General features: G+C 73.9%; 15 protein-coding genes. 6 read left to right on the top strand and 9 right to left on the bottom strand.

The features are described from left to right. Nucleotides 1-45: 45 nt before the first annotated feature. The 6 genes from ABTW87_RS12970 to ABTW87_RS12945 form a co-directional block, all read right to left on the bottom strand. Nucleotides 46-4,224, bottom strand: a complete 4,179-nt coding sequence (locus tag ABTW87_RS12970; protein ID WP_350651006.1) for a hypothetical protein — start codon at nucleotides 4,222-4,224, stop codon at nucleotides 46-48. After that, on the bottom strand, nucleotides 4,221-7,007 hold the full coding sequence (locus ABTW87_RS12965; protein ID WP_350651005.1) for a hypothetical protein: 2,787 nt from the start codon (nucleotides 7,005-7,007) through the stop codon (nucleotides 4,221-4,223). Before ABTW87_RS12965 ends, ABTW87_RS12970 begins: the two co-directional genes overlap by 4 nt. Beyond that, entirely contained in the window at nucleotides 7,004-10,243 is a 3,240-nt protein-coding gene (locus ABTW87_RS12960) for a DUF6603 domain-containing protein (protein ID WP_350651004.1), read from the bottom strand. The genes ABTW87_RS12965 and ABTW87_RS12960 overlap by 4 nt, the downstream gene beginning before the upstream one ends. Beyond that, complete coding sequence (locus ABTW87_RS12955) at nucleotides 10,240-11,571, bottom strand: hypothetical protein (protein WP_350651003.1); 1,332 nt, start codon at nucleotides 11,569-11,571, stop codon at nucleotides 10,240-10,242. Before ABTW87_RS12955 ends, ABTW87_RS12960 begins: the two co-directional genes overlap by 4 nt. Then, nucleotides 11,568-14,180, bottom strand: a complete 2,613-nt coding sequence (locus tag ABTW87_RS12950; protein WP_350651002.1) for a hypothetical protein — start codon at nucleotides 14,178-14,180, stop codon at nucleotides 11,568-11,570. Before ABTW87_RS12950 ends, ABTW87_RS12955 begins: the two co-directional genes overlap by 4 nt. A gap of 122 nt (nucleotides 14,181-14,302) precedes the next feature. Continuing rightward, nucleotides 14,303-15,100 carry a pyridoxamine 5'-phosphate oxidase family protein gene (locus ABTW87_RS12945; protein WP_350651001.1) on the bottom strand — a complete coding sequence of 266 codons (798 nt, stop codon included), beginning with the start codon at nucleotides 15,098-15,100 and terminating at the stop codon, nucleotides 14,303-14,305. A gap of 114 nt (nucleotides 15,101-15,214) precedes the next feature. Here ABTW87_RS12945 and ABTW87_RS12940 point away from each other — a divergent pair, with 114 nt between their 5' ends. The 3 genes from ABTW87_RS12940 (at nucleotide 15,215) to ABTW87_RS12930 (ending at nucleotide 18,633) form a co-directional block, all read left to right on the top strand. Further along, nucleotides 15,215-17,014 (top strand): carbon starvation CstA family protein, encoded by a 1,800-nt coding sequence (locus tag ABTW87_RS12940; RefSeq protein ID WP_350651000.1) that lies wholly within the window; start codon nucleotides 15,215-15,217, stop codon nucleotides 17,012-17,014. Further along, nucleotides 17,014-17,448 (top strand): hypothetical protein, encoded by a 435-nt coding sequence (locus ABTW87_RS12935; protein ID WP_350650999.1) that lies wholly within the window; start codon nucleotides 17,014-17,016, stop codon nucleotides 17,446-17,448. Before ABTW87_RS12940 ends, ABTW87_RS12935 begins: the two co-directional genes overlap by 1 nt. Before the next feature lie 93 nt (nucleotides 17,449-17,541). After that, nucleotides 17,542-18,633 (top strand): CapA family protein, encoded by a 1,092-nt coding sequence (locus tag ABTW87_RS12930; RefSeq protein ID WP_350650998.1) that lies wholly within the window; start codon nucleotides 17,542-17,544, stop codon nucleotides 18,631-18,633. Between the two features lie 7 nt (nucleotides 18,634-18,640). Here ABTW87_RS12930 and ABTW87_RS12925 read toward each other — a convergent pair whose 3' ends face one another. Next, nucleotides 18,641-19,204 carry a PadR family transcriptional regulator gene (locus tag ABTW87_RS12925; protein WP_350650997.1) on the bottom strand — a complete coding sequence of 188 codons (564 nt, stop codon included), beginning with the start codon at nucleotides 19,202-19,204 and terminating at the stop codon, nucleotides 18,641-18,643. Between the two features lie 78 nt (nucleotides 19,205-19,282). On the opposite strand from ABTW87_RS12925, the gene ABTW87_RS12920 reads away from it, so the two are divergent. Next, on the top strand, nucleotides 19,283-19,699 hold the full coding sequence (locus tag ABTW87_RS12920) for a nuclear transport factor 2 family protein (protein ID WP_350650996.1): 417 nt from the start codon (nucleotides 19,283-19,285) through the stop codon (nucleotides 19,697-19,699). A gap of 16 nt (nucleotides 19,700-19,715) precedes the next feature. Then, nucleotides 19,716-20,741 carry an LLM class F420-dependent oxidoreductase gene (locus ABTW87_RS12915; protein WP_350650995.1) on the top strand — a complete coding sequence of 342 codons (1,026 nt, stop codon included), beginning with the start codon at nucleotides 19,716-19,718 and terminating at the stop codon, nucleotides 20,739-20,741. A gap of 62 nt (nucleotides 20,742-20,803) precedes the next feature. Here ABTW87_RS12915 and ABTW87_RS12910 read toward each other — a convergent pair whose 3' ends face one another. Further along, the gene (locus tag ABTW87_RS12910; protein WP_350650994.1) at nucleotides 20,804-21,883 is read right to left on the bottom strand and encodes an endonuclease/exonuclease/phosphatase family protein; all 1,080 of its coding nucleotides are present in this window, start codon (nucleotides 21,881-21,883) and stop codon (nucleotides 20,804-20,806) included. Nucleotides 21,884-22,164: 281 nt separating this feature from the next. Next, on the bottom strand, nucleotides 22,165-22,827 hold the full coding sequence (locus ABTW87_RS12905; protein WP_350650993.1) for a DUF4097 family beta strand repeat-containing protein: 663 nt from the start codon (nucleotides 22,825-22,827) through the stop codon (nucleotides 22,165-22,167). Nucleotides 22,828-23,050: 223 nt separating this feature from the next. On the opposite strand from ABTW87_RS12905, the gene ABTW87_RS12900 reads away from it, so the two are divergent. Beyond that, nucleotides 23,051-23,806, top strand: a complete 756-nt coding sequence (locus tag ABTW87_RS12900) for a helix-turn-helix domain-containing protein (RefSeq protein WP_350651096.1) — start codon at nucleotides 23,051-23,053, stop codon at nucleotides 23,804-23,806. Nucleotides 23,807-23,823: the final 17 nt, after the last annotated feature.

Below are 23,823 nucleotides of genomic sequence, written 5' to 3'. Positions count from 1 at the left end.
GAACCTCCTCGATCGCTCCGGCAATCGCTTTCGCGGCTGCCGCCGTCATGTGCTGCCCCGCTCGCGGGACCGCTCCCGCCCCGCCGACCCGCTGCCGGAGGTTCCGCCGGCCCACGGAAGGATCCCGCCGGGGGCGTAGACCGTCGGTACGGCCCGGCCGTAGTCGAGCAGGTCCTCGGTGCCGACCGCGCGGATGGCGGCCCAGTCGAGGGTCTCGGTAAGCGTGTCGAGCACCAGTTGTTCGCTCCACCGCTCGCCGTCGGGAGTGACGGCGAGCAGCCACGCCTGGGGTGGCCGGTTGCTTGGCGCGTCGAACTGCAGCGCCACCCCGGTCTGCTGGGCGGCCCGGGGGACCCGCTCCGGCCAGCCGTCGACCACGAGCCCGCACGCGGCGCCCGCCCCGGGCGCGAGCGACGGCGTACCGATCACGACGATCGACAGCCGCCCGCCGGCACCGGCCGGCACCGGGTGGACCGCCGCCCACCGTTCGCCGTCGACCGCCGGCAGTTGCCGGGCGCCGGCGCGTAGCCCGCCGTCGGGCACCAGCAGTTCGCTGAGCAGGCCGGCACCGACCAGCCGGCCCACGTCGGGCCGGACCCGGGCGACCTTGTCCAGCCAGCCGTCCACCACGGCGGGCCCGGCCGCCGCCGGAACGGCCGCCGCGAACCCGGCCGGCAGCGGAAACCGGCCGAGCAGCGGCACCGCGCCTCCGACCAGGGCGGCCAGCCGCCGGCGCAGGCCGGGCCGGCGATCGGCCGGGTCGACCTCGATGGCCAGCACGGTCGCCAGCCGCCGGGCGGCCACCTCGGCGAGCGGCACCCGGTCGTCGCCGACCACCCCGTACCGGGCCAGCACATCGGGGTCGGTGAGCCCGGCGAACCCGTCGACGAGCGCTGCCACGGCCTCCAGCGCCGCCGCGTCGTCCAGGTCCGGTTCGCCCGCCTCGTGACCCGGCCGCACGTCCCGGGCCGTGGCCACCCGCAGCGCCTCGACGGACCGGCGCAGCTCGATCGCGAGTACGGCGAACTCGCTGAGCGCCACCGCCGCGCCACCGCGCTCGGCCGGCTCGACCTGGCCGGTGGCGGCCGTGCCGAGCTGTCCGGCGGCCAGCGTACGCAGCGCCGGGGTGACCACCGCCGGGTCGTCGCCGACCAGGTGGATCGCGTCGAGCGCGGACAACCGGAGGTCCGCGAGGGTCATCGGGGTGCCGGCGGCGGTGAACCCGACGGCGTCGGCCCGGGGAAGCAGGCCGGCCACCCAGGCGTCGAGCGCCGGCGCCACGGTGTCGCGTACGCCGGGCACCCAGCCCCGCCCGGGGCGCGGCGCGTCGGGATCGAGCAGCACCAGCACCCGGTGCTCGACCGAGCCGCCCGCCCGGTGGGTACGCGGGGCACGCAGCTCGGGCGGGGCGTGCGTACCGGCGAGCGCGCCGAGGGTGGCGGTCGCCCGCTCGGTGTTGCCCGCGGCCAGTTGGTGGACCGCCTCGACCAGGGCCACGTCGTGCGTGGCGTCGAAGGCGTCCTCGATCACGGCGAGCGCCGCGGCCGTGTCCGGATCGACCGGGTCCAGCCGGCCGGACCGGTACAGGTCGAGCAGTTCGATCCCGTCGACCGGCTGGTCCGGCTCCCGGTCCGGGTGGCCGGTGAGGTCGAGGACCCGCTCGCGGACCGGCCGGATCCGCGCGTCGGCACCCCGGTCGTGCAGCGCCCGTTCGAACCGGTAGCCGAGCAGCGCGCCCAGCTCCTGCCCCTGCCGTACCCCGTCGAGCAGCCACGACGCGGCCCGGACCCGCGCCGAGGTGTATCCGACGGCGGCCGGCGACAGCGGATCGTCGCTGCCGTGCGCCAGCCAGCCGGAGCGCAGCAGCGCGGCCGTGCCGGCCTGCGCCATCGACGGCGCGTGCACGAAGCCCGCGCTCTCGGCGCCCCGGTCGCGTGGGGCGAGCCCGGTCACCCAGCCGTACGCGCCGACCTGCAGGCCGCGCGGCCGCGCGGCGCGCAGTCGCTGCAGCCGCTCGGTGGCCAGCGAGGTGGCCCACGCGTCGAGGCGGTGCCCGCCGAGCCCCAGGCTCTCCCGCATCAGCCATGCGAGCTCTTCGGGCGTACGCCCGGCCAGCCCGCTCAGGGCCGCGGGCAGCGCCGGGTCGTCCGGCATCAGCGACAGCGTGTTGTCCAGCAGCTGGTACAGCAGCGGTTGCGCGGCGAGGAACGCCGGATCCAGCGCGGAGGGCGGGTTGTCCGCCCGGGCCGGGTACCGGCCGCGCAGGTCGGCGAGGTAGTCGGCGGCGGTGTGCCCGGCCGGCGCGTCCGGCGCCTGGACCAGCCCGACATCGCCCCACTCGGTCGACGACGACCACAGGACGCCCGAGATCAGCTCGGTGTTCGGCTCGCCCAGTACGCCGGAGAAGCGTGGCAGACCCAGCTCGCGAACCGGGTTCTGGCGGGACCGGTAGGTCGCGAGTGCCGTCAACATGGTGTCGACCTGGCCGATGCCGTCGTCGACCACGGTCTGGCTCTGGCCGCTCAGGAAGCTCGGCAGCTGCGCACGGACCGCCTCCCAGATCGCGATCTGCTCGTCGATGTCGTCGATCGTCACGTTCATCGTCAGCAGCGCGTACAGCGCGGCGATCTCGCGGAACGGTGTCTCCAGGTCGGGGTCGGCGAGGTTGTAGCTGTGCTGCATCACCAGCTCGTACCAGGTGTTGATGGTGAGCGCCCGCTCGAAGACGTTCAGGTCGGCGTACATGTCGAGGTTGCGCACGAAGAACCGGGCCGCGTGCGGCTGGTTCGCCAGCACCGCGACGATGTCGCTCTCCGGACCGTCGGCGCGGTTCGGGTCCAGCCGCGGCAGCGTACCGGCGGCCCGCCGCCACTCGCCGACCAGCAGATTCACCACCTGCTGGACGCGTTCGGCCGGGCTGGACGGGTCGGTGGGGGAGGTGCCGCGGCGTACCGGCAACAGCCCGTAGGGCTGCGCGCCGATCCGCAGGCAGGGGTACGGCGCGCCGCCGGTCACGTGCGCCACGCACCAGTCGCGCAGCGAGTCGACCGCTGTCGGGCTGAGCGCGTCCTCGCCGTCCACCCGCAGTACCTGCCGGACGAACGTGCCCAGAATCGCCTCGAACAGCGCGCGCACCATCCACCGTGACCGGTCGCGCTCCCGGTCCGGACCGTACGGCGCCCGGGCCAGGGTGTCGGCGTCGGCGAGGCCCAGCGCGTCGGCCAGCCGGTGGGCGTTCTCACTGCGGAGCCACGGCGTCGGCACCGGGAGCGGGCCGGGCGGGGCCGGCCGGGGATCGATCGGGTCGAGTTCCCGGGCGAGCTGGGCGATCTCGTCGGCCGGCACCGGCGTGCCGGCCACGGTCGAGTCGGTGTTGTTCGTCGGCGTGCCCTGCGGCACGAACGCGAGGCCGTCGGTGCGCGCGTGCGCGGCCAGCAGCCGATCCAGTTCGTCGGCGGCGGCGAGGGGCTCGTACCGTTCGGCGACGCCGACCACGAGCAGCGTCTCGACGCGCTCCAGCGCGCCCGCCGCGTCGCCGGTGAGCGGTACGGTCACCGCCATCCCGGCGGCCAGCGCCCGCTCGTAGTCGAACATCCACGCCATCGCCTCGTCGACGTGCAGGCCACTGGCCGGCACCCGCCACAGTGCCGCGGCCGGGTCGGGTGCCGTCCGCAGGCCGGCGGCGACCGGCAGGCTGGTGCGCCGGAACAGCTCGCCGGTCGCCGAGTACCCGACGGCGAGCCAGTGGTCGGGCAGCAGCACGGGGCCGGCCGGGGTGCGCCCGGCCTCCTCGTCCACCGTGGGGAACAGCGGCTCGCCGCGCCGGCCGGTGCGCGGGCGCAGCAGGCGGGCCAGGTGGCCGGCGCGACCCGGCCCGACCCGCTGGACGTGTGCCTGCCAGGCCTGCTGCCGACCGGTGTCGCCGGTCGCGGCGTGCCACTCACGCCAGAACAGGGTGGTCAGCTCGATCTCTCCAAGGCTGGCGCCGGGCCGGTCGGCGTCGATGTGGATCTGGTCGGGGTAGATCCGGATGCGCAGCTCCGGTGGATCGGCCCGCAGCACGTACCGGGTCTCGATCCGTACCGGCAGCAGCAGCAGCGGCAGGCCGGCGTCGAGCCCGGCGAACGGGTCGACCGGCGGTACCCGGGGCCCGTCGTGGATCGGACCGCCGGGTACCGGCTCCGCGGTGGTCCGCGGCCCGGCGGCGCGCTCGTCGGGGCTCATCGCCGCCCGCCCGGGATCGGGCCCGGCGGCGCGGGCGGACCGGTCGGCAGGTCGTCGAGGATGTCGCCGGGAGTCCAGCCCGGCGGCCAGGACGGCGGGTCGGGCAGCATCGAGTCGGCGTGGGTGAGGATCCGGACCGGGCGTTGCAGGGTGATCCGGGCCATCGCCGCGGCGTCCGCACCCCACTCGTCGGGGCCGCCGTTGCCGCGCAGCGCCCCGGCGCCGACGAGCCACTGCGGCCCGGAGATGTCCACGAAGGACGGCAGCGGTGCGCCGGCGCCGGCCAGGTGCGCCCAGGACAGCGCCGACCAGCGGGCCGGCGCGGTGCCGCGGAACCGGTCGCGGGGGGCGTCCAGGCCGAATCGGGGCGCCCGTGGTCGCTCCTCGAGCACGAAGAACCAGCCCGGGTGGTCCGCCTCGACGGTACTGCCGCGCGCCTCGGTGACGGTGAGCGCGAACCCGTAGAAGTACGCGTCGCGCTGCAGCCGACCGGCGAACACGGGCAGCGCCACCGCGCCGCCGGCCTTCTCCCGCCGCCGGCCGTCGACCCACTCGGCCTCGACCGCGTACACCCGCAGGTCGGGGTACCGGCGAGGGAGCGCACCCTTGACCAGCAGCACGAGGTCGGCCGACGGAGCCTCCTGCGGGCGGTGGCCGCCGAGGCCGGTGGCGGGGTCCCAGCCGCGGATGACGGCGATGTCGGCCGGCCCGCCCGGCCCGGTGTCGAAGAACTGCCGGCACCACGTCGCCGACGGCCGCGCCGGGTACTCCCGCCACACCAGCTCGCGGCCCAGCTCGTGGTTCATCCCGGCGAGGAACGCCTCGACGAAGCTCTGGTTGGCCCGCAGCAGTCCGAGCGAGTCGTCCGGAACCGCACCGATTCCGGGCACCAGGTACTCCACGGACAGCGCCAGCAGCCGCTGGTACATCGGGGTGGTGAACTCCGGCCGTACCCAGATCCGGTCCGGTACCGCGTGGTCGCGCCCGGCGGGCAGGCCGGCCACGCGGGCCTCGACCATCGCGACGATCGCGGCCGGACCGTCGAGCGCCGAGCGCACGTCGGCGGCGAGCGACCCGGCGGCCGGCACCACGACGGGCCCGGGAACATCGACCGGCTCCGCGCCCGGCAGGGCCCCGGAGCCGGTGGCCCGCCCGCCCGCCGCCGGCGGCGTCGCCCCGCTGCTCGCCTGCAGGTCGGCGCCGGCCGGCGGGCGCACCGTCGTCCAGGCCGCCGCGAACCCGGCCGGGTCGGCCAGCGCGGACCGGATCACCGCGTCGGTACGGGCCAGGCCGCGGGTGGTCCGGGTGAGCCGCCGGAACGCGCCGCTGAGCAGGCCGGCCGGGAGCCCGCTGGTACGGAGCGAACCGAGCACGGTTCCGCCGTCCGGGAGCCGTAGCCGGGCCATCGCCGGCGCGGCGACCTGCAGCAGGGTGGCGTCGTCGAGCCGGCCGACCTTCGGCTGTGCCGTGCTGGCCAGCTCCCAGCCCAGCCGCGCGCGGGCCAGCACGCCGTTGACGTCGACCTGCTCCGCGGCGTAGCGCCAGGCGGCCGCGACCATCTCCTCCTGGTCGGCGCGGACCACCTCGGCGCCGAGCCCGGCGACCACCCGCCGTGGCGGCTCGGTGTTCAGCTCCTCGAACCAGACCGGGGGCTGCTCCGGCCCGGGGACCCGCCGGCGGCCGGCCTGGGACGCCGCGTACGCGGGCGGGCCGACGACCGGGTCGTCACGGAGCGCGTCGTACGACTGGCCCGGATCACCCGGTGCCGCAGGTCGGAGGCTGCCGTTCAACGTCCGGCGCAGCGCCGCCTTGGTCTCGCCGCGATGCGGCTCCGGCCACGGCCGGACGCCACCGAGGGCCGGTGACACAAGTGCCCCCTCGTACGTGACAAGCGTGCCCGGGGCCCGGGGCAGCCCGCCGCCCGGCTCGCCGATGTCGAGGTCCCGCCGCCCGACGCCGGCCGGCAGCTCGACCGGGCGCAGCCGCCGTACCAGTGACTCGAAGTCACCGGCCGCGCCGGTGCGGAACCGCCACCAGTCGTACACCGGCAGCTCGACATCCACACCGGACGGCTCCCAGGCCGGGCCGAGGTCGCTGCCGCCCAGCTCGCCGAGCGCGGCGCGCCGGCCGGCCTCGAACGTCGGTACCAGGCAGGCGATCCACGACCGGTCCGGCGGCAGCCGGCGCGGGCACATCAGCCGGGCGCGGAACGCCTCCGGCGTCTCGGCCAGGGCCGCGGCCACGCCACCGGTGAGGTCGTGCTCGGCCTGTACGTGCGCCCAGGCCCAGCACTGGGCCAGGTCCGGTAGCTCGGCCTCGACGCGGTCCACGTGCAGCACCGGGCAGCGCGCCGGGCCGCGCTCGACAAGCGTGACGCCGGCCCGATCCTCGACGACGACGAGCGCGAGCCACGGCTGCAGCCGGCCGTCCGCGTCCGGCGCCGCCGGCGTGTACCGCCACGGCAGGTCCGGCGCGGCCAGCTCGACAATCGCGAAGTAGTTCGCCTCGGCGTCGGTCGCGCCCGGCTCCGGGTGCCGGCGCAGGATCTGCGCCGGGTCGAGGCCCACCACGTCGGCCGGGCCGCGGAGCCGTACCGGCGGACCGGTGATGGGGTCGACCCGGTCGCCGCCGTCGCCGGTGGCGCGCAGCTGGACGGCGACGGTGGCCGAGACGGTGTCGTGGACGGACAGCCCGGCCCGCGCCGGTTCGGTGATCGCCGTCGCCAGGCCGGTGCGCAGCCAGGGCAGGAACTGAGGGGCCGGTGTCGTGGACGCTTCGGTCATGACGGCAACTCCCAGGTCGGCACGACGGTGGTGGTGCGCCGCCGGCCGGCGTCACTCTGGTGCGCCCGCGACCAGGAGCTGTCGCGGGCCCGGAGGTCGCCGGTGACGCGATCGGTCACCGCGTATCCGGTCCGGCGCGGCGTCACCGCGTCGGGGTCGGCGGCGATCGTGAAACCGCGCGCCCGTACGCTGCCCGGCCCGCCGGCGATGACCAGCGCGGTGCGGTCGACCACGCCGAGGTCGACGCGGTCCTCGGCGAGTTCCGGGTCACGCAGGATCTCCTCGAAGTCCAGCGAGATCCGCCGCGCCGGGCCGGCCACCGGGTCGCCGCCGCCGAACCGCACCCCCGCCGGGAGCCACTCGAACGACGGCGACGACAGCCGTTCGGCGCCGGCCAGCTCCACGTAGTACCCGGGGGCGAACCAGTCGTGGGCCGGGCCGGTGTCGTTGACGCTGCCGGCCGCCGGCTCGACGTTGAACGTGTGGTACGCCCCGATCGGGGCGTCGCCGACCTTGTCCAGCCGCATCCCCAGCGGGGCCACCTTCTGCCGCACCTCGACCGTGCCGTCCGGCAGTGCCACGCACTCGTCGTCGGTGGCGTCGGTGAGGATCACGCCGGTGGACGTACCGGCGATCGCCGCCCACGACTCGGGCCGGGCCAGGGCGGCGCCGATCTCGTCACGCGGGTCCGTCGCCGGCGGCGCGGGATCGGCGCGGGTCTGGCCGATCCGCTCGTCGATGTGGATCGACTCGCGGATGCCGAGCACGGTGAACCGGGCGTCGCCGATCACACGCCACGGGTTCGGCCCCGAGACGGTGGCGTCGAGCCACACGCCCATCAGGTCGAAACCGGCGGCGGTCACCGAGACGTAGTAACCGACCCGGGTGGTGACCCGGAACGGGCTGAACGAGACCAGCGCGTCGAAGCCGGTGCCGCCCGCGACGCCGAAACCGGCCACCTCGGCGGTCATCTCGAACTCGGCGCCGAACTGCACGGTGTTCGAGGTGAGCGCGAAGTAGCACTCGAAGGAGATGTCCAGCACCGGTGGCGCGCCGATCGCGAGCCGCAGCCGGTCGACCGGCGGGAACGCGGGCGGCGCCTCGAAGCCGGGGTGGAACCCGCCGAGCGCGAGCAGGAACGACGGCTCCTCGGTGAAGTCGGCGCGCAACTCCATCGCGCCGCTGAGCGCGAAGCAGGCGATGTGCGAGTCGTGCAGGCTCGCGCTCACCGACAGCGTGCCGGCCGCGAAGTCGACCACGCCGGCCACGTCCAGGTGCAGCGCCACCAGATCGAGGTCCGGGGTGGGCAGCACCGAGGTGACCGAGCCGAGCACGGCGACGACCACCGGGTCGGGCAGCGAGACGACGATCCCGATCCGCGCCTCGATCAGCGTCGGGGTGCCCCAGCCGATCTTGACCACCGGGCCGAACACGTACTGCCCGTCGTCCGGCGGAAACATCGACCGCAGCTGCTCGATGACGAATGGCGCCTCGGCCACCGGGTCGGCCGGGAAGAGGACGCTGTCCAGCGCGCCGGAGCGTACCGCCGCCTCCAGCGCCGGGGTGTCCAGCCGCCGGTTGATCCCGGCCAGCCCGCCGACGCCGGTGAGCGTGAAGCCGAATCCGAGCTGGATCGCCGGGATGTCGAGGAACAGTGCCAGGAACAGGGACCAGCCGTCGACGTCGGGTGCGTCCGTGTCGATGATGACGAACGCGCTGATCCCGACCTCGACCAGGCGTAGCTCGATGACCCCGGCGTACCGCCCCTGGTCCGGGTCGAGGTACAGGTAGCCGCCACCGGCCGCGACACCGGCGTCGACGCCCAGGCCGACGCCGTCCGGCGGCTTGACCGCCAGGACGGCGCCGACCGGGCCGAGCGGTATCCCGTCGCTCTGGGCGGCCGGTGCGAGGGCCAGCCGCAGCCCGGCTCCGGCGATCGCTGCCGAGACCGGCCCGATCGTGCCGCTCACCTCGGCGGTCAGCTCCACGGTGAGTACGCCGTCGGCGATCAGCAGCGCGATCGTCAGGCCGTTGACGGTGACCGGCCCGACCGCCACGCTGGTGTCGATCCGGATCTCCAGCCCGGCCGCGCCGTCGACGTCCAGCCCGTCGGCCGGTGACCACCGGCCGGCGAGCCGCATCGACGCGCCGATCTCGGCCGGGCCGAGGATCGTGGCGAGGAACGAGTCCGCCTCACCGGGGCTGAGGACCAGCCGCAGCCCCTCGGTGGCGAAGGTGATCGCGAACTCCGGTGTGCCGCCGAGCTTCTCGCCGGTCAGGGCGACCTCGGCGGCGGCGAGTTCGAGGCGGGTGCCGGTTGCGGAACCGAGCAGGACCCACGGCTCGGCCGGTCGGCCGGCCAGTGTCACCGCCGCGGAGTCCAGGGTGGACCCGTCGAGCGGTTCCGTGCCGTCGGCAAGTACCACCAGGCCGGCGGTGCCCTCGCCGCCGGCGGCGGTGAGCGTCCAGCCGGCCGCGATCTCCACCCCGCCGGCCGCCCGCTCCAGGCCGCCGACCGACACCGCCAGCCCACCCCGGCCGGAGACCGCGGGTACGACCTGCACGGTCAGCGGTCCGGGTCGGGCGGACACGCCGTCGACGTCGCCGAACGCCCCGTCGCCGGACACCGCCCGCGCGCCCTCGTACTCGACCGTCCCGCCGTACCGGGCGCCGGCGCCGCGCCCGTCGACGAACCGGCGCAGCGGCTCGACGAGCACGGCGAGATCCGCGCCGAGGACGGCGCCGAACTGCCCGCCGGGGTCGCCGGCGACCTCCACCAGCCGGCCGAAGTCGAACGTGCCCGGGCCGACCACGCCGGCGAGCGCCAGCAGGTCGAAGATCTCGCCGTGCGCCTCCGCCAGCCACCGGTTCAGCAGGTACGCGGGCAGGCGCTCGGCGAGCACCGACCAGAACCGCGGCGCGTCGAACGGCGCGCCGAGGTCACCGGTTGGCACGGCGCGCAGGTCGTCGACCGCCGCGAACAGGCCACCGAGGCTCGCCGCGAGGCCGGCCACCCGCTCGGCCAGGGGAACCGCCGGGTCGTCGAGCGCGGCCAACGCCTCGATCGTGTCCGTCGCGGTCCCGGCGAGGGCGACCAGTTCGGCCGGTACGGGCGGCAGGGACTGGCGGGCGTCGGCCATGCCGAGGTCGCGCAGCAGCGCGTCGAGCCGCGCGGGATCGGCGCCGATCCCGGTCAGCGGGGCGACAAGCGCGGCGAACTCCCCGGCGGCGCTCACCAGATCACCTCGTGGGTACGCAGGAAGGCCTCCAGCCGTTCCGGCTCGTGCGAGCCGATCAGGTAGACGTCGGTGTCCCGGCCGATCGCGGCGGCCACGTCGGGGCGGGCCAGCTCGCTGTTGGCGAACTCCTCGAGCACCGGCAGCCGGGCGGTGTAGTAGTCCTCGATGTCCGCCCACATCTCCAGCTCGTGCATGTCGAGCCGCAGGATGCTGCCGTGGCCGGCGAACACGTCGCGGATCAACTGCGCCCGCTCGGGCGTGGTGGCCAGGTCGGTGCCGAGGTCGATCCGGGTCCGGCCGGTCCGCCGGAACGCCTCCAGCACGGTCTCGATGATCTGGTTGCCGACGAACTGGGTGTCGCAGATGTAGAGCGTGGTCTCGCCGAGCGGGTGCCAGCCGGTGAGGTTCGTCGGGGGAATCGAGGTGAACGGCGCGGCGTTCGGCCCGGGCACCATGAAGCCGGTCCGTTTCCAGCGCAGCGCGTCGCTGACCGCCTGTTTGACCATGTTCGGCCCGGTCACCTTCTTCACCTGGCCGGAGCTGTCGCGGACGAGGTTCACCCGGCCGAGGGCGAGCGTGTCCGGCAGCGAGTACGCCTTGTACTGGCCACCGATCGCGTACTGCGTGCCGTACAGCAGGGAGTCGAAGCTGGCGGCCAGGTCGCTGCCGTAGAGGAGCGGCCCGCGCACCTGGTGTACCGTCGCCAGCCCGCTGCGGGACGGGAACCGGGACATGACGTCGGCGTAGCGCAGCTCGAACCGCAGCCCGTGCTCGTAGCCGTACCGGTTGACGAACCCACGGGTGAACCCGACCATCGTCGACAGCAGGGTGCTGTACAGCGGCGTCAGCTCGCCGGTGCTGGTCAGCATCTCCGCGGCGGCGGCGAGCTGGGCCTCGGCGATCCGCCGGATCCGCTCGTCCGCGGAGATCAGCCGCTTGTGCTTGGTGAGCCGGTCGTTGCCGGCGACGAGGCGCCGGGCCGCCGCCGGGGCCAGGCCGAATGTCCTGACGTGATCGAGCTGGGCCTGCACCCCGTCGGCGAAGAAGTCCTGCGGCCGGTCGAGGCCGGCGAGGGCGCGGTCCGCGCGCAGCAGGGTGCCCGCGGCATGCACCCTGATTCTGGGAAGCTGGGTGCGGACGATGTCGAAGACGCCGTCGACGATCTGCTCGTCGGAGATCTCCGACACGAACCGCACCGGTCCGGGGATGCGCGCCCGGTTCGGCCCGCCGGTCTGGTACCGCCGCGCCTGCTGGGCCAGCCGCCGGGCCAGCGCCTGCGCGCTGTGCACGAGGGCTCCCGACGTCGCCCGGACCTTGCCGGTCATTGGAGACCCTCGATGTAGACGGTCGGCCGGAGCCCCGGGTCGCGGCGCAGCGCGCGCAGGTAGGGAATCTCCAGCGAGCTGGTGACGAAGCCGTACGCCTGGTCGTCGGTGAGCAGGTCGGCGGTGGTCAGCCAGCCGCGGTACCGCCCGGCGAGCAGGTCGTCGGCGAGGCCGGGAATCGGCCCCAGGTCGGCGGCGAGCGTCTGGGCCAGTTCCCGGGACAGCTCCCGGCGGGCCGGGGAGACACCCAGGTCACCCGCCGCGCCGACCGCGCGCAGCGGGCTCGGCTCACCCATCGCCGCGTGTACCTGCTCGATGGGCAGGTCGTCGTGCCAGTCGGCGCCGCGGCCCAGGGGGGCCAGCTCGGCGACGGTCACCGGCCGGGCCAGCTCCTGCGGTGGCGCGGCACGCAGCAGGCCGGCCAGGGTCTCCCCGACGCGTACCACGAACCGGCTCGACACCACCGGCACGGCCGCGCCGACGAGCATCAGCGCCAACTGGAACCGGGTCACCGGCCGCCCCCACCGGTCCAGCCCGGTCTGGTACGCGTACGCGGCCTCGCCGACGTCGGCGATGTCGCCGACGTACGGCACGAAACCGAGCGCGATGTCGGCGGCGTCCATCAGCAGCGAGTCGAGGTAGCCGTACTGCCGGTAGCTGTGCGGTGCCGGGGTCAGCCCGACGAACTCCTGCGCCGTCTCGTCGAACCAGTCGGCCCGGCGCAGGTCGGTGTCGTACTCGAGCGGCTCCGGTTCCGGCTCGGCGAACGGATGGTCCCGGTCACCCGGGAAGAGGTCCTGCACCGACTCCGGCGCCAGCCCGCCCCACATCTCCTGGAAGACCGCGGTCCAGAAGGTCGGCGGCGCGGCCACCGCCCACGGAGTGAGCGGCAGGTCCGCCCGCCACGGCCGGGGCAGCGCGTCCGGCCGGTCGGTCACGTGCAGCTCGACGACGAACAGGTGACCGTCGACGGTTCCGGACAGCACCGACGGGTTGCCGGCGGCCGGCGTGTCGTTGTCGCTGAGGTTCGAGGTGATCGTGACGCCCTCGGTGACCCAGACCGTGACGTGCGCGCCGCCCCGGAACGGGCCGCCGAGCGCCATGTCCATGAACCGGCCCGTGAAGTACCGGACGTCGACGGCGTACGCGTGCGTACCACTTCCGGGCTCGACGGTCAGCTCGACGACGGCCGGCACGAAGCCGGTCGTCGGGCCGCCGACCGTGTCCGGGATGACGTCCGGCGAGGTCGGGTAGACCAGCAGCACCCCGTCCGGCTTCGGCTTCACGAACAGTTGCGGGTAGCCCGCCAGGTACTCGTCGGTGACCGGGCCGACGCACTCCTCGTCGTACGGCTCGATCTGGGTGCCGGCGAGCAGCAGCGCGGTGTCGATCATCGAGCCGAGCGGCGGGACGAGCGCGTCGTCCTGCACCCGGTGGACCCGCAGGTCCCACGGCCGGCGCACGGCCGGGTCGATCCGGTGCTCGATCGCCACGCCACGCCCGGCGACCAGCAGCACGGTCGGCCTGACCTGGCTGTCGCCGGGCACGTAGTCCCACGCGACGCTCGACTCCAGCCCCGGCCCGCCCTGCTCCGGGAACACGGTCCTGCGGCGCAGCGTGACCGGCGTGTCGCCCCAGATCCACAGCCGGACCGCGTCGACCGCGTCGCCGCTGGCCGCCAGTTGCTCGGCGGCGATCGGCTCCGGCGGCTCGCCGGGGTCGACGAGGCCGTCGATGAGGATCACGCCGCGCAGGACGAGGTCGAGCACCACGTCGAGCCAGACCGGCGCGCTCGCGCCCCGGTAGAGCCGCCGCTCGGCCTCGAACAGCCGGGTCGCCGCGCCGGTGACCTGCAGGTGCCAGGTCAGGGCGCTCCAGACCCCCCGGTGCATGGAGCCGGCGTCGAACGCGGGCTCGGCGGCGGCACCGCCCATGAGGAACAGCAGGTTCGGCGGACCGGCGCCGGCGCCGGGCGCGTGCAGGTCCCGGTCGGCGTACACCTGGCCGCGGAGGAAGCCGGTCGGGTTCGCGTACATCTGGTTGAGCGCGAGCTGGATCCAGAACTGGAGCATCGCGTCGGTGGGGTGCCAGTGCCGTGCGTCGAAGACCCACAGCAGCCCGCCGCCGTCGTCACGGGGCACGCCCCCGGAGTCGGGCACCCGCGACGTCAGGTCCGCGATCGCCGCGTCGACGAACGCGGCGATGTCCGACCGGATCTCCGGCGGCACCGAGTGGTCATCGGTGTACCCACCGGCGAACAGCGGGAAATCCAACCCGGTCGCGTAGCCGGCGGCGACCTGCCCGGCCAGGTCGTCGATCTCGGCGACGTCCAGCCAGATCCCCGGCCCTTCGTCGGGCAGGTCGGGGGAGACCGATGCGCCGGGCAGCAGCTCCAGCGTGTCCAGGTCGATGCTCTGCCAGTCGCCGTGGACCACCGGCCCGGGACCGAAGCCGATGTTGATCGCGTCCACCGAGTAGCCGTGCAGCGCGGCGACGCGCAACACCGGGCGCAGGGAGCTGACCAACTCGCCGTACGTCGGTCCGTCGAGCCACGCCGCCTCGGCCCACCAGGGCTGCCGAGCGAGGGTGGTGTCGTCCGGCCAGAACATAGTCCGGCACGCTAAGGATCGATGAACAGCGACACAACGGCTCCGCGCTAAGCCGACAGTGGGCGGCCGGCGTCGACCACGACCGGGACCGCACCGCCTCCGTGCGCGCCGCGGGGAAGGGGCTACGGCGCGGCGGCTCCGGTGTCGAGGGCGTCGCGGCAATCCCGGGCCAGCCGCCGCTGGCGGGTCAGCCGCTGCCACAACCCGAGCGGTGGCGCCAGGCCGGTGCGGGCAGGTGCCTCCTCGACGGTCAGCCGCGCGCCGGCCAGCCGGCCCCGGGTGGTCCACGGCGTCCAGCGTTCGAGGTCCGGCGCGGAGAAGTCGTGCCCGAGCAGCACCGCCGGGCCGGTCGCCGGTGACCGCCCGGCGAGGCTCGCCAACCGGATCGTGCCGTTCCCGTCGCCGAGCCGGCGCACCGTGTCCACGTGCAGGCACTGATCACCGGCGGCGACCGCCAGCACCTCGCCGGCCCCGCCGGCGCGAACGCCCACCGGGGCCGCCGCCACGACGTCGAGCACCAGGACGAGTCGCGGCAGGTACCACCAGTGCTCGCGGCGCAGCAGCGGTGAGTCGATGAGCGCGCGCGCCGGCGGGTACTTGCGCAGTTCCTGGGTGAGCAGCTCGGTTGCGAACAGGGTGCCGTCGCGGTCCTCGATCAGGCGGGGCCGGCCGGTCACCGCGACCGGTCGCCAGCCGCGCCCGGTGAGCCGGTCGTCGGAGGCGACAAGCGCGGCGACCGGTGCCGCGGCCACCCGGCGGGCCAGCGCCGCTTGGGCGTACGGAAACGCGACCGCGGGTTGGTCGCCGAGCAGTAGTGGGGTGACCGGGTGGGCGTGCGGCCGACCGCTGCCGTCCAACCAGGCCAGTTCGCCGACGGTGGCGGCCCGGATCGCGTGACGGGTGTCTGAGTCGACGTCCATGAGAACCCAGCCGATCGATTGCCATGGGATGTGATCCTCGTTACATTACCGGTCAAGGTTTTTCCCGATCAGCGTGGCGAGCGCCCGCCCCGGGCGGGCTGCAGGGAGGCAGCTATGCCCGCCATCGTCGTCGTCGCCGTGGTCATGGCGATGTTCGCGCTCGGCTACCGCTACTACTCGCGCTACCTCGCCGACCGGGTGTACGGGCTGGACCCCGCATACGTCACCCCGGCACACCGGTTCACCGACGGGGTGGACTTCGTTCCCACGAACAAGCACGTGCTCTTCGGCCACCACTTCACCTCGATCGCCGGAGCCGCGCCGATCGTCGGTCCGGCCATCGCCGTGTTCTGGGGTTGGGGGCCAGCGCTGGCCTGGGTGGTGCTCGGCACCATCTTCGCGGCCGGCGTGCACGATTTCGGGGCGCTCGCGGTCTCGGTGCGGCACCGGGCCCGCAACATCGGGACCCTCGCCTCGGACGTGATCAGCAAGCGGGCCCGTACCCTCTTCCTGCTCATCATCTTCTTCCTGCTCACGCTGGTGAACGCGGTCTTCGCGGTGGTGATCGGCAACCTGCTCGTGGCGTACCCGGGCGCGGTCATCCCGATCTTCGTGGAGATCCCGCTCGCCATCGCGATCGGGCAACACATCTACCGCACCCGCAGCGCCGCGCTGGTGCCCTCGATCGTCGGCGTGATCGCCCTCTACTTCCTGATCTGGGTGGGCAACATCTGGCCGATCGAGATCACCGGGCTGGCCGACACCCTCGGCTTCGAGCAGCCGCGGAACCTCTGGGTGATCATCCTCTTCGCGTACACCTTCATCGCCTCGCGCCTGCCGGTCTGGCTGCTGCTGCAGCCACGCGACTACATCAACTCCCACCAGTTGTTCATCGCCCTGGCGATCATCTTCGCCGGCCTGCTGGTCGGCATGGACCGGATCGTGGCGCCGCTGGTCAACGACGTGCCGGCCGGGTCGCCGAGCATCTTCCCGTTCCTGTTCATCACCGTCGCCTGTGGAGCGATATCCGGCTTCCACTCGCTTGTGTCGTCCGGCACCACCTCCAAACAGCTGGACAAGGAGACCGACGCGCGGTACGTGGGCTACGCCGGCGCGATCGGCGAGGGCAGCCTGGCGCTGGGGTCGATCGTCGCGGTCACGGCCGGCGTCGCCGCCAGCCGGGCCGAGTGGGAAGGCCTGTACGCCACCTACGCCGACGCGTCGGGCGGGGCGACCCGCAACTTCGTCAACGGCATAGCCGGCTTCGCCGAGAACCTGGGCGTCGACTTCCAGCTCGCGACCGTCTTCGCGGCGGTGGTGGTGATCTCGTTCGCCGCCACCACGATGGACACCGGCGTCCGGTTGCAGCGCTACATCGTCCAGGAGATCGCCGAACTGGCCCGCTGGCGGATGGCGTCGCGGAACCTGACCGTCGCCGGCCTGCTGGCCGTGGCCGCGCCACTCGCGCTCGCGTTGCTGCCCGGCGGCGGGGACGCCGGCTACACCTTCGGCGTGCTGTGGCGCCTGTTCGGCACCACCAACCAGCTCACCGCCGGCCTGGCCCTCGCGGTGATCGCGGTCTGGGTGCTACGCCGCCGGCGCAACCCGGCCGCGGTCGTCGTGCCGCTGGTCTTCCTGCTGGTGATGACCACCTGGGCGCTGATCGTGCAGTTGCGCGAGTTCATCGAGGCCGAGGAGTGGGTGCTGGCGCCGCTGGACGCGATCATCTTCGTTCTCGCGGTCTGGCTGATCGTCGAGGCGGTGCTGGCGCTGCGCCGCGCCAGCGGACAGACCGCCGACGCCGAACCGGTGCCGGGTCCGCGCCCGGCGGCGGACGGCGCGGAGCCCGAGCAGGGGGTCGGTGCCGGGTCCGGCGCCGGAGCCGAGACCGGTCCGGCCGACAACCGCCGCTGATGAGCCGGCACCGGGTCCTGCTGGTCCGCCCGTGGGACACGGCCCGGGCCGGCTCCGGCTGCTGCACCGGCGCGACCGAAATCTGCGCCGAGGGCTGGCACGAGGATCCCGCGGTGGCCCGCCGGCGCGCCGGCCAGCGCCCGTTGGGCGAGGTCTACCTGGCGGTACGTGCCGGCCTACCGCCCGAGGTCGAGGTGGAGATCGTCGACCCGCACAACACCCTGTTCCTGCTACCGGCAATGCTGCGGGACGGGCGCCGGCACCGCCGGCCGTGGCGGGCGCTCCTGCGGGACCTGGCACGCGCCCCCGGGTACGCGGCGATCATCGTGAACGGCCGGGTGCTGAGCGACGCCGGGCTACCCGCTCCGGAGCAGGCGCTGCGCCTCATCCGTCAGGCGCTCGACGCGCCACCACGCGAGGCCGGCCTCGGCTGAGCCCGCCCTCAGCGCCGGGGGCTGGTCGAGAGGCGCAGACCCGCAGGTGGTGCCCGGGTCATGGTTGTCGCCCGCTGCGCGTACCCTGACCGGGTGATCAGCAGGACGGCGCGTGCCTCGCTGGCGGCGCTGACGGCGGTCGTGGTCGGCGTCGGGGTGGCCGGGTGCGGTGCCGGGTCGGCCGACGCGGCGCCGGTGTGGCACGGGCCCGCGCCGGGGCCGACGTCGTCCGCCGCCGGGCCGCCGGCGCCGAGCGCGCCGGTCGAGGTGCGGCTGGCCTTCGCCGGTGACGTGCACTTCACCGGTCGCACCCTGCGCCTGCTGGACGATCCGGAGACGGCCTTCGGGCCGATCGCGTCGACGCTGCGCGACGCCGACGTCACGCTGCTCAACCTGGAGACGGCGGTGACCGACCGGGGCACCCCGCAGCCGAAGACGTACCATTTCCGGGCTCCGCGGACGGCGTTCGCGGCACTGCGCGCGGCCGGCGTGGACGCGGTGTCGATCGCCAACAACCACATCCTCGACTACGGCCGGCTGGGGCTTACCGACACGCTCGACGCCGCGGCGGAGGCCCGGTTCCCGGTGTTCGGTGCGGGCCGGGACGCCGACGCGGCGTACGCACCCTGGCTGACCACTGTGCGCGGGCTGCGGATCGCGGTGCTCGGCATGTCCCAGGTGCACGACCTGGCCGGGCCGTGGCGGGCGACGGACACCCGGCCGGGGGTGGCGATGGCGTTCGATTCCGCCCGGACCACCGCCGCGGTACGGGCGGCGCGGGAGCAGGCCGACCTGGTCATCGTCTTCATGCACTGGGGTGTCGAGGGCAGGTCGTGCCCGAGCGGGGAGATGAGGACGTTCGCCGGGAAGCTGTCCGCGGCCGGCGCCGACATCGTGGTCGGCACGCACGCGCACACGCTGCTGGCCGACGGCTGGCTGGGCCGCACCTACGTGCACTACGGGCTGGGCAACTTCCTCTGGTACGGCAACTCGCACAGCACCGACTCCGGGGTGCTGAACCTGGTCGTACGCGGCCGGACGGTGGTGGACAGCCGGTTCGTCCCGGCGACGGTCTCCGGCAGCGGCCAGCCGGTGCCGGCCACCGGCGCCGGCAGGCAGCGCATCCTCGACAAGCTCAGCACCGCCCAGCGGTGCACCGGCCTGGCGGCGAAGCGCCCGGCATAGCGACCGGTCAACGGGGCAGCGGCGCCCGGGTGCGCAGCAGCGCCGCGACCTGCTCGCACCACTCGCGGTTCTCCTGCTCGAACCGGCGGCCGCGCAGGCAGGTCAGGTACGGCCCGACGCGGTCGCTCGTCCGCAGGAACGTCTCCTCGTCCAGGTCGCCCCGGAGCCGCTGGAGCATCCGATCGAACAGCTCCACCTTCGCCGCCGCCGTGCCGGCCCGCTCGTCGAGTTGGGCGATGACCGGGGCCGGGTCCAGCCGGTCGACGGCCTGGACCATGACGAGCAGGTCCTCCCGGATGGACGTGGGCTTCGACGGCGTCGTGGTGAACGCGGCCAGCTCGGCGAGGCCGGCGTCGGTGACCGTGAACAACCGCTTGTTGGGCCGGTCCCGCTGGATGACCTGCCGCCCGGAGATCAACCCTTCGCGCTCCAGCCTGGTCAGCTCGGCGTAGAGCTGCTGGGGCACCGCGTACCAGAAGTTCGACAGCGACACGTCGAAGATCTTGGCGAGCTGGTACCCGCTGTACTCGCCGTCGAGCAGCGCCGCAAGCACCGCGTGACGCAACGCCATCGGAGCGCACCTCCCACTTCCCTCGGGGACATAGTCAATGATATGACTACTCCTGTTGTTGACTATAGGGAGGTCGCCGTGACGACCGTTGAGCGGTTCCGTGCCGCCGTCGAAGCCCGCGATCTGGCCGCGTTCGACGGGCTGTTCAACCCGGACGTCCGCTTCTTCAGCCCGGTGAAGTTCACGCCGTTCGAGGGAGCGCCGGCCGTCCACGGACTCCTCCGCGTGCTCCTGCGCACGTTCGAGGATTTCCGGTACGTCGGGCAGTTGGCCGGCGAGGCCGAGGCCGGCCCCGCAGACCGCCCGGTCGAATCGCACCTCCTGATCTTCCGCGCGACCGTGCGGGGCAGGCAGATCCACGGCATCGACCTGCTCCAGCTCGGCGACGACGGCCTGATCGAGCAGTTCACGGTCATGGTCCGCCCCCTGTCCGCCGTCACCACGTTGAGCGAGGCGGTCCTCGCCGGCCTCGCCGCCGACGGCATCGCCCCCTGACCCGGAAGGCCGCGCCATGAAACTCGGGTACACCACCGGCTACTGGTCCTCCGGCCCACCCGCCGGCGTCGCGGAGGCGGTGGCGGAGGCCGACCGCCTCGGCTTCGACTCCGTCTGGGCCGCCGAGGCGTACGGGTCGGACTGCCTGACCCCGCTCGCCTGGTGGGGCGCCAGCACCTCCCGCGTACGGCTGGGCACCAACATCATGCAGATGTCGGCCCGCACGCCGACCGCGGCCGCGATGGCGGCGCTCACCCTCGACCACCTGTCCGGCGGCCGGTTCGTCCTCGGGCTCGGCGCGTCCGGTCCGCAGGTCGTCGAAGGATGGTACGGCCAGCCCTACCCCCGGCCGCTCGCCCGCACCCGGGAGTACATCGAGATCATCCGGTCCGTCCTGGCCCGCACCGGCCCGGTCGAGTACGAGGGCGCCTTCTACCAGCTGCCGCACCGGGGCGGCACCGGGCTGGGCAAGCCGCTCAAGTCCACAGTCCATCCGCTGCGCACCGACATCCCGATCTTCCTCGCCGCCGAAGGGCCGAAGAACGTGGCGCTGGCCGCCGAACTCGCCGACGGCTGGCTGCCGCTGTTCTTCTCCCCGAAGGCGGACGGCTTCTACCGGGCCGCGCTGGCCGAGGGCTTCGCCCGATCCGGCGCCCGCCGCGGCCCCGACGATTTCGAGGTCGCCGCGACCGTGCCGATCGTCGTCGACGACGACGTGGAGCGGGCGGCCGACCGGATCCGGCCGTTCGTCGCCCTGTACGTCGGCGGCATGGGCGCCAAGTCGGCCAACTTCCACCGGGACGTCATCGCCCGCCTCGGCTACGAGCGGGAGTGCGACGCCATCACCGAGGCCTACCTGGCCGGCCGCAAACCGGAGGCGGCGGCCGCCGTGCCGACGGCGCTGGTGGAGGACATCGCGCTGATCGGGCCGGCCGCGAAGATCAAGGACGAGCTGCCGCGATGGCGCGAGACCGTGATCACCACCCTGCTGGTCCAGGGTGGTCCGCGACAGCTGCGCCAGATCGCCGAGCTGGTCAGCTGACGGAGCGCCGCCGGGCCGGCTGCCCGTCCGGCGGGCCGGCCGTCGTGGTCGCGCCGCGGCGACTACGGCAGCGCGACCGTGGCGACGAGACCCAGGTGGTCGGACGGCCAGCGGCCGTCGGGGGTGCGCCGCTCGGTGCCGAAGACCTCACTCGCCACCGGTACGACGGCGCCACGCACCAGCACCATGTCGATCCGGTGCTCGACGTCGTCGGCGGGTTCGGTCAGGTCGTCGCCCAGGCCGGCGGTGTAGCCCGGCTCGCCGGGATGCAGGACGGGCCAGGTGTCCACCAGGCCGCCGGCCACCAGGGTGAAGTACGCCAGCCGGTTGGCCGGCACGGGCAGTTCGGGCCCGGTGTTGAGGTCCCCGACGAGGATGACGCGCCCGTCGTGCCGCAGCGGGCCGGCCAGCAACTCCTCGGCCTGCCGTACCCGCACCAGGGGGTGAAACGCCTCCAGGTGGGTGTTCACGACCCGGAAGGACCGTCGACCGTGGACCACGTCCACCGCGGTCCATCCCCGGGTGCTCGTCACTGCGGGCAGCGGGGCCGGAAGCTGGATCTGCATGTTTTCGGCGAAGGTGCCCGACGACGTTCCGGTCACCTTCACCCGGCCGCCGTGCCGGACCAGGATGACATCGCGCATGGTGAGCCGGGCGTCCACGTTGTGCGGCGACCCGGCGGGGGCCTCCAGGTCCGCCTGCTCCTGGACCACCGCCACGCCGTACGGGTGGCCGGCGGTCGCCAACTCCCGCATCAGCAATGCGAGGTAGTCGTACCGGACCGTGGTGGCCGGCGCCGGGTCGAGGAAGGTCCCGGTGCGCCAGAGCGCCACCTCCTGCAGGCCGACCACGTCGGGTTTGTGTTCGCGGATCTCCTGCGCGAGCAGCTTCGCCCGGGCGGGGAAGTCGACCAGGTCCACATGGCTGAGCAGCGCCGCGTTCGCGGTCAGGAACGCCGGCAGGTTCGGCGCGGTCATCGACGGGGTTAGGTCGCCGCCGAGGTAGAGGTTGCGGGTCATCACGGTGATCTTGGGGCCCGCCTGGGCGGAGGCCGGCGGAGCGGCCAGCCCCAGGGTGCCCGCTACCAGAGCGGCGGCGGTGACCAGTCTGGCCAGTCGATGCAGGCGAGCCGTACCGTTCATGGCCCGGTCCTCTCCGTCGAGGGATCCACCGGAATCTCCCGTACGGTAGGGCCGGGACGTCCGCTCCGGGTACCAGCCGTTCGGGCGGTTACCGGCCCTCCGGCCTGGCCGGCCCGCGGAGAGGCTCGCCCTCGGCGCACACTGCGTCCCCGTCGCCGAGCCGCCGGTCGTTCCTCCTCGGTGCCGTTGCCTTCACTGTGGTGAATCGCGGGCCGCCCGGTCCGGGCGGCCCGCTTCGTCGGTGCCGGCCGCGAGCATCCTCGATCGGCCGTTCTGCTCCCTCAGAGACTGCGAGCGGTGATGTCGCCGTGGGAGGTGGTGGCGTGGATGGCGAGGTCGGCCGCGCCACTGTTCTTGAGGGCGTTGCTGACGCGGCCGTAGCTGGTGCCCGCGTCCAGGGTGGCCGAGACGCCGGCCGCGGCGGCGACCGAGATGTCGCCGGACCGGGTGGTGAGCACGACCGTGCCGCGCCGGGCCTCGGCGATCCGGATGTCGCCCCTCGGGGTGGTGATCTCCGCCGAGCCGTTGAGTCGCCCGACCTCGACGTCGCCGTCGATCGCGGTCAGGCGGACGCTCGCGGCCTCGTCGATCTTGATCTGGCGGTACGCGCCTTCGACGGCGACGTCACCGAGGCGCCCGACACCGCGGAACTCGGCGCCGGCAGCCTTGGCCTCGACCCGGGAGCCGGCGGGCAACTGGACGGTGACTTCCACGCACCCGGAGGGGCCGACGAGCCGGTTGGCGGTCGGGGCTGTGACCCGCAGGACGCCGTCGGTGCAGGCGACTGTGGTCTGCTCGGCGGCCTTCGTGTCCCGGCTCCTGGCGGGGTCGGCGGGCCGGACCTCGACGGTGGTGTCGGGACGGTCCGCGGCGATGAACTGGATGCGCCCGGCGGGGATGTCCAGGATGGCCCGGATCGGAGCGGGGGTGTCGAACTGCTGCATCGTGCTCTCCGTTCGTCGTTTTCTATATCGGAAACGCTACGTTGCTTCGCGATTGCCGGCAACTGGTTCGTTGCGTTGTATTGGCAAAATCCCAGCTCAAACAAGTTAATTCATTGCAACTATCTACGAGGTAATGCAACGGTTTCGCGTCGGGGCGTTGCAATGAACTGGGCTGAACGCTACTGTGTCAGCAAGAGCGGCCATGAAAATCAAGGAGATCTCGATGCCGGGAGGCAGGCTCACCCAACCGGAACGCCAGCAGATCGCGCTGGGGCTGGCCGACAGCCTTCCCTACGCCGAGATCGCCCGACGGCTCGGCCGTCCGACGTCGACGGTCACACGGGAGGTCATGCGCAACGGCGGCCCCACCGCCTACCGCGCCGACCTGGCCCACCGGGCCACCGAGCGCCGTGCCCGCCGACGCAGGCCCGCACCTTCCAGAGCGGCGGAGTCGGTCGCCCTGCCGCACGGACGCGACGCCGAGGCCGTGGCCGAGTACGAGGAGAGCTTCACCACCGTCCTCATGACCTCGGGCCTGCCCAAGATGGCAGCCCGGGTGCTCACCTGCCTGTCCACCACCGATTCGGGTAGCCTCACCGCGTCCCAACTCGCGCAGCGCCTGCAGGTCAGCCCGGCGTCCATCTCCAAGGCGATCGCCTTTCTGGAGAGCCAGAGCCTCGTCCGCCGCGAGCGCGACGAACGCCGCCGCGACCGCTACGTCGTCGACGACGAACTCTTCTACCAGGCGACGATCGCCAGTGCCCGAGCCAACGACCAGCTCGTCGAGACCGCACGCCAGGGCGTCGCCATACTCGGCTCCCACACTCCCGCCGCCGCCCGCCTGGAGAACATCGCCCGCTTCCTCGACTTCATCAGCGAGAGCATCATCCGCGCTGCCGGACAGGCCCGCGAGATCCTCCACACCAGGCCCGCCACGACCTCGAACGACACCGCTCGGGTGAGCGCCCGCAGACGCTGACCCGTGCCGCGCTCGTC

This window comes from Micromonospora sp. NPDC126480 (assembly GCF_040302465.1).
Taxonomy (GTDB): Bacteria; Actinomycetota; Actinomycetes; order Mycobacteriales; family Micromonosporaceae; genus Micromonospora.
The sequence above is the reverse complement of the archived record's forward strand: the minus strand, read 5'-3'. Positions and strand labels throughout refer to the sequence as shown.